This is a genomic window from Clostridium tunisiense TJ, from assembly GCF_000300195.1.
Taxonomy (GTDB): domain Bacteria; phylum Bacillota; class Clostridia; order Clostridiales; family Clostridiaceae; genus Clostridium_J; species Clostridium_J tunisiense.
This window is the reverse complement of the sequence record NZ_AMQH01000002.1, coordinates 139387-152404: the sequence shown is the minus strand read 5'-3', so window position 1 is coordinate 152404 and position 13018 is coordinate 139387. Positions and strand designations below refer to the sequence as shown.

General features: G+C 31.8%; 8 protein-coding genes. All 8 read left to right on the top strand.

Features of this window, described 5'->3' with window-relative positions; genetic code table 11:
• Positions 1 to 59 precede the first annotated feature (59 nt).
• The 8 genes from C661_RS0100770 to rnr all read left to right on the top strand — a co-directional run bounded on the left by C661_RS0100770 (position 60) and on the right by rnr (position 12895).
• Positions 60 to 2066 carry a triple tyrosine motif-containing protein gene (locus C661_RS0100770; protein WP_017413385.1) on the top strand — a complete coding sequence of 669 codons (2007 nt, stop codon included), beginning with the start codon at positions 60 to 62 and terminating at the stop codon, positions 2064 to 2066.
• Positions 2067 to 2376: 310 nt separating this feature from the next.
• A complete protein-coding gene (locus tag C661_RS0100765) occupies positions 2377 to 2865 on the top strand; it encodes an LURP-one-related/scramblase family protein (protein WP_017413384.1) in 489 nt (162 codons plus the stop codon).
• 161 nt (positions 2866 to 3026) lie between these two features.
• On the top strand, positions 3027 to 3863 hold the full coding sequence (locus C661_RS21005; protein ID WP_017413383.1) for a lytic transglycosylase domain-containing protein: 837 nt from the start codon (positions 3027 to 3029) through the stop codon (positions 3861 to 3863).
• A 273-nt stretch (positions 3864 to 4136) separates the two neighbouring features.
• Positions 4137 to 4748 carry a TetR/AcrR family transcriptional regulator gene (locus tag C661_RS0100755; protein WP_017413382.1) on the top strand — a complete coding sequence of 204 codons (612 nt, stop codon included), beginning with the start codon at positions 4137 to 4139 and terminating at the stop codon, positions 4746 to 4748.
• Positions 4749 to 4915: 167 nt separating this feature from the next.
• Positions 4916 to 7009 carry an efflux RND transporter permease subunit gene (locus C661_RS0100750; RefSeq protein ID WP_017413381.1) on the top strand — a complete coding sequence of 698 codons (2094 nt, stop codon included), beginning with the start codon at positions 4916 to 4918 and terminating at the stop codon, positions 7007 to 7009.
• On the top strand, positions 7010 to 8770 hold the full coding sequence (locus C661_RS0100745) for a hypothetical protein (RefSeq protein ID WP_017413380.1): 1761 nt from the start codon (positions 7010 to 7012) through the stop codon (positions 8768 to 8770).
• Between the two features lie 328 nt (positions 8771 to 9098).
• A complete protein-coding gene (locus C661_RS0100740; RefSeq protein ID WP_017413379.1) occupies positions 9099 to 9815 on the top strand; it encodes a pseudouridine synthase in 717 nt (238 codons plus the stop codon).
• Positions 9816 to 10597: 782 nt separating this feature from the next.
• Complete coding sequence (rnr, locus tag C661_RS0100735; protein ID WP_017413378.1) at positions 10598 to 12895, top strand: ribonuclease R; 2298 nt, start codon at positions 10598 to 10600, stop codon at positions 12893 to 12895.
• Positions 12896 to 13018: the final 123 nt, after the last annotated feature.

Genomic DNA, 13018 nt, shown 5'->3' with positions numbered 1-13018 from the left:
ATCTTTTTCAAGGTTCATAGGTGAAAAGGCCTGTTCATTATTTAAGGAGGATAACTGAAATGAATGAAATGAATATTATTACAAGTTTAGAGAGTCCTCAAGAAAAAAATAAAGAAATTAAAATATCTATTGAAAATAAAATAGAAGATGGATTATTATATAAATTTTTAATTGGAAATGATGGTAAGTGGAGCACCCTTAAGGATTTTCATAGGGATAGCTATGCCCTTTGGAGCCCTAAGGAAGATGGAAAGTATATGATAATGGTACATGCTAAGAGGGAGGGGAGTAAAAAGTCCCATGACTACACTTCTAAGGTGGATTTTATCATTGGAACCATAGAAGAAAAGTTAATTAAACACATAACTTTAGATAAAACTGAAGGAAAAATTGGGGAAAAGATCAATGTTACTGTTGAGCCTAATACTCTTCCTGTTATGTACAGGTATTGGATTAAGGAAGAAGCTAGGTGGCACTTAATTAAAGATTACTCTATAGAAAATACCTTAGCTTATACAGCAAAAGTAGAAGGGGAATTTGAGATTTTAGTGGAATGCAAAAAGGAACATTCTTCTAATATTTTTGATGATTTTGCTTCAGAAAAATTCAAGGTACTACCTGTAGAAAAGGTAGAAATTAGAAATTTCAAATGTCTTTGTGAGGAGTTACTAGTGGGAGAAGAGTTAACCTTTGAAGTGGAAGCTGCCTTTGATGAAAGCAGAACTATTTTATATAAGTTCATAAAACTTCATGAGGATGGTAATGCAGAGATAGTTCAGGATTTTTCAACAAAAAGACTAGTAAGCTTTTCAGAAGGGAAACCAGGGAAGTATAAGCTTTTATGCGTTGCTAAGGATATGTATTCCCAAAGCCTGTATGATGATAGAGCGGTAATGAATTATAAGGTGGATTTATATAGACCTATTAAGGTGCTAAGTATAACTTCAGATTTAAGCTCTCCACAGGTAGAAAATACCCCTATAACTCTTAAAGGAATTGCAATAGGTGGTAAGAATCTTCGCTACAAATTTATAGTAGATGGAAATGACCCCTATTCTTCAGAGTATCAAAAGGAAAATGTCTGTATTTGGACTCCTAAAAAATCAGGAAAGTATATAATAGAGCTTTTAGTTAAAGATGAGAGCTTTTCACAGGAATTTGAAGCTAGAGAAACTATGGAGTTTACCATAGAAGAAGATTTTATAGAAAATGTGATTATAGAAGATATAGTATTAGATAAAAAGAAGTATTTATTAATAAATGAGCCCGTAAATATAAAGGTAGCTGCTAAAGGCGGATTAGAGTTAATGTATGAATTTATAGTAACTAAGGATGAAGAAGTTATTGATAAATTGGAATACAGTGAATATGATTGGGTGGATTTTACCCCGGAGGAAGTTGGAGAATATAAGCTGGAGGTAAGGGTTAAGGATAGACGGTCAAAACGGGAATATGATGTGCATTCAATAGTTTATATTCAGTGTAGAGAGTATGTTCCAGCAAAAATAGACTATATCTTAACAGAAAATAAAAAGCTTTATCTTGTAGGTGATAGCTTTCAAATTGAAGTAATTGCTGAAAATACAAAAAATACCTTGGTTCAGTATAAAGTTAAAATTAACGGTCATGAGGTGGAAGAAACAGAGTTTTCTAAGGAAAAGAAATTTAAGTTAACACCTAAATGTGCTGGAGAATATGAGATAGATATATATGCAAGAAATTTAAGCAGCACTAAGAATTATGATGCTAAAAAACAGGTTAGGTTTATTGTAGCTGAAGCACCACCTATAAACAATTGTAGAATAAACACAGAGAGTAAGGCTTTTAAGTGTAATGAAGCTGTGAACTTTACTGTAGGCTGTGACGGTGGCAAGGATATAGTTTACGAGTTTTATTTAATGGAAAAGGGTGAGTGGAAGGTTATCCAAAAGTATAGCAAAAAGAATTATTATACTTTTATTCCCTTTACCAAAGGATATTACAAGCTATTAGCCTTATGTAAGAGCAGTTTTAGTAAGTTAACCTATGAAGACTACCACATTGTTGAAATTGAGGTTAATGAGTAAACTTTTAGGCAATGCTTTAATTAGGAATATGCAAATATATAAGCTTCAAAATTATTTCTACATCATAAAATAATTTTAGACAACTTATATTAAAGAGAATGTAAAATACAATTAGATATATTTATGCAGTAGCTCTATTGCATTATATATATTAGTAAATCTATGAGTCGCTTTATGGTATGCTTAAAGGGGCTTATAAATTTTTCATAGCATATCATAATATGAAGAAGAAAAGAATATAAATAGAAATCCAGGTACGTTTGAAGATTTGCTATAACATTGAGATGGAAAATAAGGGTGAGGTGAGGATATGAGATATGTTATAAATCAAAAGATTTTTACTTTTGGAGATGACTTTAGCATAATGGATTATACAGGAAGAGAAGTTTATTTCGTTAAAGGAAAAGTTTTTTCCTTAGGGGATAAATTAAAAATGTACGATAATCAGGGGCAAGAGGTTGTAAATATAAGACAAAAAATAATGGCTTTTTTACCAGAGTACTATATTGACTTATATGGACAGGAAGTTGCTAGAGTTAAAAAGCAATTTACTTTTTTTTCTCAAAGGTTTAATATAGATAGCTCTCTTGGAAGTTATGAGATTTGTGGAAACATAGTTGCTCATAATTTTACTATCTATAAAAATGGAACGCTAATAGCAGAAGCTAGTAAGAAGTGGCTAGCAATTAGAGATAGCTATACTGTAGATATAGAAGAAAGTGAAAATCATGCTTTTATCCTTGCATTATGTATCATCATTGATCAGGCATTACATGATAACAATAGAAATAATAAATAGTTATTTTTAGTATAGGGTTAATATTAGAAAATATTAGCTCTATATTTTTGTTGGAAAATTTAATATAATTGAATTAAGAAGAATTTTAAATTAAACTTAAAGAAAAAGTAAATTATGGTTTTAAATAATACATATTAGATTTAAACATAGGGGAGAAAATCATGAGCAATAATATAAGTGTCAATAATAATTTAAACAACTACAACATAAACACTAAAACTATAAAAAACACCTCAGCTAATAATATAAATCCTTTAGAAGGATTAACTTCACCTAATCCCTTACAGGCTTTAGGTATGGGAGGATTAGGTCTTGAGGAAATGTTAGGCGCACAAAGTGGACAAGGAGACCAGGGAATGGCTCAAATTCTTCAAATGAGTATGCTGTCAAAGCTATTTGGAGGAGGAGAAGAAGGTTCTAATTCCGGTGGCTTTCAAATGGTTTTAGGAGCCTTAGTTAAGGCCTTAAATGAAAAACAGCAGGCAAATAAGATTGGACTAGATAGCAATAATCAATTTAGTGGAGTACATATTAATGAGTTAAATTTAAGATCTGTAGTGGCGCCTCAAACTGTAAGTGCAACTAATGAGAATAAGACACAAGGGGAAAGAATAGAAGCTGCAATTAAGGCTGCCTCACAAAAACATGGAATTAGTGAAGAACTAATTAGAGCAATCATAAAGGTAGAGTCTAACTTTAACCCCACTGTAAAGTCATCGGCAGGGGCTATGGGGTTAATGCAACTTATGCCTGGAAACGTTAAAGATTATGGCGTTAAGGACCCTTATAATATAGAGGAAAATGTAGATGCTGGTACTAGGCATATTAAGGATTATTTAAAGCTTCATAACAATAACCTTGATATGGCATTGGCTGCTTACAATTTTGGACCAGGAAACATGAGAAGAAGAGGCATAAGCAGTGAAGCTGATTTTTATAAGCTTCCAACAGAAACAAAAAATTATTTAGTGAAAATCAGAAAATATTACAATCCATAAATTTTCTTAGGTGCATTTAGCTAAATAGCTAAGAAATAGTTAAGCTTTAAAACATAGTAATGCTAGATAAATACAACTGAATCTGCCTGTGCTTATATAACTATTTAACAAATTATGATAATATATAAATTACAACCTTAGGTTATGACATAAGGTTATTAAAAGATTTATATTAAAGAAAATCCAAAAACAAACTAAACATTTGTGGAGTTTTTGCATTGAATTTTACATATAATAAAATTCTAACTAATAAGAGTTAAAAGAGGAATAAATATGAGTAATCAGGTTTTAGATACAAGAAGTAAAATATTAAAAGTAGCAATTGACATAGTAGGACTAAAAGGTGAGGTAACAATCAGAGAGCTTACAGAGCAAGCTGGAGTAAATGTAGCTGCAATAAATTATCATTTTGGAAATAAAAATAATTTATTAAAGGAAGTTGAGAATTATTATTCAGACTTACTTTGCAGTATGCAAAAAAACATTTTAGTTAATAGTGAGCTATCTTCACAGGAAAAATTAATTCAGTGGGCTAAAAGCCTTTTGGAATTCATGTTTAAGTTCCCTGCTTTAATTGAACTTATAGTAAATATTAGCACAGAAGATAAAAGCTATAATCCAATGTTAATACAAAGAATATACCTTAATGAAGAAATTAGAAAAATTATTGAGGAAATTATTAAGGAAAATATCGGTACAGAGGATAATAGACTGATAAAATATAAATATCTTCAAATTTTTTCAGGAATTGTTGGATTAGTGGTAAACCATGTGATTTTAGATACATACATAGAAGGTAAAAATGAGATGGACTTAAATGGTTCAGAAGAGTTAAATCAATATGTAGAATTGCTTATAAATAGTATATTAACAAAGTCAGTGTAGCAAGGGAAGAAATGCCCTTGCTTTTTTCTTTGCCCAAAAAATATTTTTTTACATCCATATATTTCAACATTGACTAGAAAATTTTATCATGCTAGAATTTAAATATAGGTTTTAAACAACTGTTTTAAATGTGTGTTTAAGATTATAAAGTGTGAAAGGAAGTTATTATGAAGAAGTTTTCTAGGTTTATTGTAAAAAATCAAAAACTTATAATTGTTTTTTATTCAGCCTTAGTATTAATTTCACTTATAGCTGGAAGATTTGTTTCAATTGAATATGATTTAAGTTCCTATCTTCCAAAGAGCATGAACTCAATAATGGGCAAGGAAAAGTTGCAAAGTGAATTTACCATTAATGGTTCTGCAACCTTAATGATAAAAAGCAATGATATAAATTATATTCTAGAGATTAAAAAATCTATTGTCAGTATACCAGGAATAAAAGAAGCTATTTGGCTAGATGATGTAGAGGATGTGAAAAAGCCTCTGGAGTTTTTCGATAAAAAACTATCCAAAAGATTTATAAGCGGAGAATACAGTCTCCTTCAAATTCAATTTACAGAGAGCAATGATGCTCTAATTACTAGAGAAGCTCTAGATAAAGTGAACAAACTCATAGACAAAGAGCATTACTTTGGAGGTCCTGCTGCAATTTCTAAGGATATGCAGGACACAACTTCTAAGGAAATGATTTATTACTCTGTAGTAGCCTTTTTAATAATTACAATTATTTTATTGATATCTACAAATGCATATTATGAGCCAATATTGTTTTTTGTCACTATAGGTGTAGCCATAGTGCTAAATGCAGGTACTAATATAATTTTTGGAAAGATATCCTCTAACACTAACTCCGTGTCCAGCATACTACAGTTAGCTGTTTCCATGGATTATTCTATATTTTTGCTCCATCGTTTCCATGAAGAGAATAAAGATGGAAATAAAAATGAGGCAATGGCAAGAGCAATAGAAAAAACTTTTTCTTCAGTTTCCTCTAGTGCATTAACTACAGTGTGTGGATTTTTAGCCTTGCTTTGGATGAATTATGGTATAGGAAAAGACATGGGTCTTGTATTAGCTAAGGGAGTATTTTTTAGCTTGGTAGCAGTTGTAACTTTAATGCCCTGTTTAATTCTTGCTGTGGATGAAAAGCTTGGGAAGTACAAACATAAGGCTTATATGCCAGGGTTCGAGAAAATATCTGGCTTCATGGTAAAGTCTCGTGTAGTAACACTGATTATAGCGGCACTTATTGTGGCTCCAACTTTCTTAGGACAATCTAAACTTGAATATTATTATTCAACAGAAAAGACCCTATCAGAAAGTTCTAAATCTGCTATAGCAAATGAAAAAATACAACAGGTCTTTGGAAAAAGTAATGAGTTAATATTAATAATACCTAAGGAAGATAAAATCAAAATTAACAATCTTATTGAAGAAATAAAAACTGTTGAAAATGTAGATGCCGTTCAGGGGCTCTACTCCATGGTAGATCCAACTCTTCCAGGAGAAATAATCCCAAAGGAAGTGAAAGAAACCTTTGAATCAGAGAAGTTTACTTATATGATAATTAACTTGCTATCTAGTACAGAAGGAAAAGGAACTACAAAAGCCATTGAAGAAATTAGGCGAATTTCCAGTGAGTATTATAGTGAATGGTATCTAACTGGTGAAGCAGCAGTGTATTTAGACTTACAAGCAGTTACTTCCAAGGACTTTTTAGTTGTAAACAATGTATCTATCCTACTAATAGGAATAATTTTATTAATCACCTTTAAATCTATTGGAATTCCTATTTTGTTGGTTTTTGCAATTCAGCTGGGAATTTGGATAAATTTAAGTATTCCATATTTTCAAGGAATCTCTTTAAACTTTATTAGCTTTATTATTATAGGAGCAATTCAGCTTGGAGCCACAGTGGATTATGCAATATTGGTTACTTCAAGGTATAAGGAAAACCTTCAGGTGATGCCACCGATACCAGCTATGATAAAAACCATAGGGGATACGGGGAAATCTGTTTTAACTAGTGCATTAATATTGGTTGCAGGAACTCTTAGTATCTCATTTATTACAACTATTCGCTCAGCTTCAGAGCTTACTCTTTTAATTGGAAGAGGAGCACTTATAAGCTTGTTTATTGTATACACCGTATTACCGGCATTACTTGTAACCTTTAATTGGTTTATTAAAGCAACAACCATTGGGTGGCCCAAAACTATTAAAATGTATAAATCTGAAGAAAAAAGGGAGGTTGTATAGATGAAAAGAAAATTTATTATAGCATTAACTTTAGCTGTTATGATGACAACAACTACCATGGCAAAGGCAGAAATATTAAAGGATGAAACTGTCTACGGTTCCCTAAATAGTGATGGAACTGTAGGGAGTATAAAGGTAGTAAACCATCTTTATGGAGAAAGTAGTGAGCCTTATTATATAGATTACGGCAGCTATAAAAATATAAAAAATCTATCAAATAATGTTAATCCTGAGGTAAATGGTAGCGAAGTTAAGTGGCCAACTTCAGTGTTTAAAGATAGTGGGCTTTACTATGAAGGTAATGTGGAAAAACAACTACCAGTAACTATTGGAATAAAATACTTTTTAGATGACAAAGAATTAAAAGGAGAAGAGTTAGCAGGAAAAAGTGGAAAGCTACGCCTTGAATTAAAAGTAACCTTTAATAATGAGGGAAATACTTCTTCAAATCTTATGGCTCAAATTCAAGTTGTTGCAGATCAAGAAGTGTTTACAAATATAAAAACAGAAGGCTCTAAAGTTGTAGTAGGAAAAAAAGCTAATATTAGCTTTGTGGCACTTCCATCAAAGGAGCAAAGTTTTGTACTAGAAATGGATGGCAAGGATATGGAATTAGAGCCCATAAATATTACTTTAATTCCTGCAACTATTTCTGTTCCACAGGATATAAAAAGTGATATGGATAAATTAACTGAGGGACTAGGAGAACTAGAAAAAGGCTCTACTTCTTTAGTGACTGGAATGGATAAGTTGTCCCTTGGAATGGGGACCTTAAGATATGGAATGGATGGACTTCATGTAGGCTTAAATAAGATTTACGGTGCTACAAATGAAATCAAAAGCCAATCGGGACAACTTATGGAAGGAATCAATGACTTCCATAAGGGATTAAGTACTTTGCAATCAGAAAGCAAAGCTATGGTAGGTGCTGTAGGCGCCTTACAAGGAGGATTACAAGAGGTAGCTAAGGGAAGTAATGGATTTAATGAGGGTATTAAAGGAATTTCCTCAGGAATCACAGGGGTGAATGGAGCCCTAAGTGAAGTAGCAGGAGGAATGAACAATTTAACAAAGTCCCATGAGAGCTTAGCAGCCCTAGCAAAGGAGCTCCAAGGTAGTTCAGATCCTAAAGTACAAGCTTTAGCTAATGGTGTGTTACAAGAAGCAGCAGCTCTACAAGGGCTAAATAATGGGGTAACACAAAGTAGCTATGGATTAGGGGAGATAGATAAAAACACAAAGACCCTTAAAGAAGGTTATAATGAATTTAATAAAGGGGTAGCTTCCATTGCAGAAAACACAAAGCAAATGGGAGAACAAATGGAAAAACTTCCAGATGGAATAGGGACTATGAAAGATAGCTTTGGTGCTATAAAATATGGAACTTCAAGAATCTTTGGAGGCTATGACGATATAAATAAAGGTCTTGAAACCATGACAAAGGAAACAAAGACTATTCCAACTGCAATTGACAAGTTAAAGGAAGGTCAAAGTGGTGTTAAGAATGCAATTAGTAAACTTGGAAATGAAGGTATTCATACCATGAGAACTACCCTAGAAAGTAGCTTACAAGATAGTATACTAGGAGATAAGGCTGATTCAGTAAAGGGATCCTTTGTCCATGAGAAAAACAGCAATACCACAGTTCAGTTTCTTCTTAGAACTCCTGCAATAGAAAAGGTTGAAGAGAAAAAGCAGGCTGCAGAGGTAAAAGAAGAGAAAAAGGGCTTTATAAAAAGACTGCTAGATTTGTTTAAATAATTCTATAAAAGCATAGAAAAACTTCTCATAGTAAAAGGTGAGAAGTTTTTTCTTTATATAAGGTTGTCATAATATAGTAAATCCTTTAGAATTAATAGGTATGTTAAATATGTTATTATGTAAATAATAAAAAAGGTATATAAAATAAATAACAAGTCTAAGCTATGAGCAGTAATTTGTGTGTGCAAGGGGATTTATGGTTACAGAAAACAAATATTATTAAGATAGAAGTAACGATTTTTGTAGACACATTATAATGGGAGAGGTGCTAACATACTGACTAGTTATTTTTGAGGATACTTAAGTATTTTGAAAGTGAGGAATAGTTATGGAACGTTTAGATAAAATATTAGCTAATTTAGGTTATGGAAGTAGGAAAGAAGTGAAGGCTCTTTGCAGAAAGGGTGAGGTAGTAGTAGATGGAACTCCAGTAAAGGATAGTGCTGAAAAGGTTGATCCTGTAAATTCAACTATTGAAGTTAAAGGAGAAAAGATTAATTATAGAAAGTTTATATATCTAATGATGAACAAGCCAAGTGGAGTAGTTAGTGCTACTTTTGATAATCATGATGAAACTGTAATTGATCTTTTAGACCCTGAATATCAAGTGTTTGAACCATTTCCAATAGGAAGATTAGATAAAGATACTGTAGGATTACTACTTATAACTAATGATGGAGAATTAAATCATAAGTTAATTGCTCCTAAAAACCATGTAGATAAAGTTTATTATGCTGAAATTAATAAACCTATAGATGAAAGTGATATAGTAAAATTTGAAAAGGGAATTACTTTAGATGATGGATATCTTTGTATGCCAGCTAAACTAGAGGTAATTAACTCTAATGAGGATGGAGCGGAAGTTCATGTAACAATCCAGGAAGGCAAGTTCCATCAAGTTAAAAGAATGTTTGAAGCTGTAGACAAGAGTGTGGTTTATTTAAGAAGAATCAGCTTTGGACCACTAAAATTAGATGAAACTGTAGAAGAAGGTAGCTTTAGAGAACTTACAGAGGAAGAAATAGAACTTCTAAAGAATGTTTAAATGTCTTTGTAACTTATTTCAATGTGATTTAAAAGTTTATATATTTATTTTTTAATTCATTTTGATGCGGGTAAATTAAAAATTTAAGAAGCTTTAAGGAAAAGAAGAGTGAAATAAACTTATATTTAGTTACTTTTTAGGTGTACATTTTATGAAAAAGATTAAAGAATTGGAAATGAAGTGAGAATGAAATGTAAAAATATGTTGAATTAACACTTTGTTTATACTTTATTTATAGTTTGTTTTATAAATACACTTGAAAAAAACAAAAAATCTTATTATAATAAACTTGTTAAATAAATAAAGAGAATTATAGCCCCCTTTTTATTTATTCGTACAGTCCATCCCCAAGGGCTGTATACCCTTTAATACATGCCGAATTTTGTTGTAAACATAGTTTGTCATGAAAAAATTCCTCTGGGAGAGACCAGAGGAATTTTTTTTTGTTATTTTTTATTGTTAATATTATGTAATGTTAACAAATATTGTGGTTAAATAATATATAATAGATATATAAAGGGTTAAGCTAGAAGTTTTAATTAGTTAAATAGCTAATTAGTGAATAGTTATAACCTAGTAGTGAAAAAATACGAATAATACATAGTAAGGTATCTTCAAAAAATAAATAAGTCAGTATGTTGGTCTATTTTGTGTTATACTGCGTCAACAGAACCCTTAGATAGCTCCACTATCTAAGGAACCTGTTTCCTTGTCTAACCCCAAATATACTTCACATCCTTGCCTTGTTATTTGTTTTCAGATACCTAAAAAGGAGGTCAAAAATGAATATTAGAGAAGTTTTAATTAACTTTATGAAAGAACAAGCATATAAGCCTATGAATATAAAAGAGCTTGCAAAAATCTTTAGTATAAATAAAAGAGATATGAAGGAATTTGAAAAGCTATTAGCTGGAATGGAAGCTGACGGACAAATAATTAAAAATAGAGCAGAGTATTATGGAATTCCAGAGAGAATGGGAATGCTACCAGGAACCTTTCAAGGTCACCAAAGGGGCTTTGGATTTGTAATTGCTGATGAGGAAAGACCAGATGTGTTTATTCCAGCAAACAATGTAAATGGCGCTATGCATAATGACAGAGTTCTAGTTAAGATCCTAAGAGAGAAAGACAAGGGAAAAAAATGTGAAGGTGAGATAGTACAGGTTATTGAAAGAAGAAATACAAAACTTGTAGGAACCTATGAAGATAGTAAGAACTTTGGTTTTGTAGTTCCAGATAGCCAAAAGATAGCTCAAGATATATTTATCTCTAAAGCAGATAGAAATGGTGCGCAAAGTGGTCAAATCGTTGTGGTAGAAATAACTCGTTGGCCAGAGCAAAGAAGAAATCCAGAGGGAAAAATTATCGAAATATTAGGAAATAAAGGCGATAAGGGTATTGATATCCTAACTATCATAAGAAAACACAACTTACCTGAAGAATTCCCAGTAGAAGTTGAAAACTTTGCAGAAAGAATTCCAGAAGAAATACCTGAAAGTGAATACAAGAGAAGAAAAGATTTAAGAGATGTAAAAATGGTGACCATAGATGGAGAAGATGCTAAGGATTTAGACGATGCTGTTTCCGTAGAAAGACTTTCTAATGGAAATTACAAGCTAGGAGTTCATATTGCAGACGTATCTCACTATGTTAGAGAAAACAACCCACTAGATAAAGAAGCTTTCAAAAGAGGAACTTCGGTATATCTTATAGATAGAGTTATTCCAATGCTTCCAAGAAAGCTATCTAACGGTGTGTGCAGTTTAAATCCAAGAGTAGATAGATTAGCTTTAAGCTGCTTTATGGAAATTGATAATACAGGTAAGGTTTTAGATCATGAAGTCTTTGAAAGTATTATTAAAACCAATGAAAGAATGACCTATACTGATGTTACAAAAATCCTTAGAGATAAGGATGAAGAGTTAATTAAAAAATATGAGTACTTACATGAAGACTTTAAAAATATGGAGAAGTTATATGAAATTCTAAATAAAAAGAGATTTTCAAGAGGAGCCATAGATTTTGATTTTGAAGAATGTAAAATAATCTTAAATGAAAATGGTAAACCAATTGATGTTAAGCCTTACGAGAGAGCAGTTTCAAATAGAATTATAGAAGAGTTTATGCTTATTGCCAACGAAACTGTGGCAGAGCACTTCTTCTGGATGAATGCTCCATTTGTATACAGAATTCACGAAGATCCAGATGAAGAAAAGCTAATGCACTTTAATGAGTTTGTTCATAACCTAGGATACTTTGTAAAATGGAACAATGATGTTCATCCTAGAATGCTTCAAGAAATTCTAGAGAAGGTAAAAGGTAAGAAAGAAGAAAATGTAGTAAGTACTTTATTACTTCGTTCAATGATGAAGGCTAAGTACTCACCAGAATGTGTAGGACACTTTGGTCTTGCGGCTAAATACTATTGCCACTTTACATCACCAATTAGAAGATACCCAGACCTTACAATCCATAGAATCATTAAAGAATTAATAAATGGAGGACTAGGGGAAGGCAGAGAGAAGAAGCTTAGAAAATTCGTAGACGAAGCTTCTAAACAATCCTCTGATACAGAAAGAATGGCAGTAGAAGCTGAACGTGAAGTAGATGACTTAAAGAAAGCTGAGTACATGTCAGAAAAAATTGGTGAAGAGTTCGAGGGAATTATATCCTCAGTTACAAACTTTGGTATGTTTGTAGAACTTCCAAACACCATCGAAGGTCTAGTACACATCAGTGCCTTAGCGGACGATTATTACATCTTTGATGAAAAGCACATGGCTTTAATTGGAGAGAGAACTAAAAACATGTATAGACTTGGAGATTCTGTTAAAGTAGTATGCTCAAAGGTTGATATCGCAGCTCATGAAGTTTACTTTGATATAGTTAAAGAAGGTAATGAAGTAGAAGAAGAACTTACAGTGGGAGCTTATCCAGTAATATCTCTAGGTGAATTTGAAGATGAAGACCGGGATGAAGCTAGTTACTTTAGAAATGAAGATACCACTAAAGATCAAGATAGTGGAACAAATAACACTGTAATAATACAAAAGAGTAATATAGACAACTTAGACGAGTAAAACATAGATACCATAGAAGAGCTAAATATATATGAGTTATAACCATAAAATAAACTGGAGCTGTTAATTTAACAGCTCCTTTTCCTCGAAGTAAATGATTTACAAATCTTTGGAAATATAGTA

Coding starts and splice junctions, on each gene's coding strand:
- rnr (WP_017413378.1), top strand. CDS start 10,598: ATGAATATTAGAGAAGTTTTAATTAACTTTATGAAAGAACAAGCATAT.
- C661_RS0100750 (WP_017413381.1), top strand. CDS start 4,916: ATGAAGAAGTTTTCTAGGTTTATTGTAAAAAATCAAAAACTTATAATT.
- C661_RS21005 (WP_017413383.1), top strand. CDS start 3,027: ATGAGCAATAATATAAGTGTCAATAATAATTTAAACAACTACAACATA.
- C661_RS0100740 (WP_017413379.1), top strand. CDS start 9,099: ATGGAACGTTTAGATAAAATATTAGCTAATTTAGGTTATGGAAGTAGG.
- C661_RS0100755 (WP_017413382.1), top strand. CDS start 4,137: ATGAGTAATCAGGTTTTAGATACAAGAAGTAAAATATTAAAAGTAGCA.
- C661_RS0100765 (WP_017413384.1), top strand. CDS start 2,377: ATGAGATATGTTATAAATCAAAAGATTTTTACTTTTGGAGATGACTTT.
- C661_RS0100745 (WP_017413380.1), top strand. CDS start 7,010: ATGAAAAGAAAATTTATTATAGCATTAACTTTAGCTGTTATGATGACA.
- C661_RS0100770 (WP_017413385.1), top strand. CDS start 60: ATGAATGAAATGAATATTATTACAAGTTTAGAGAGTCCTCAAGAAAAA.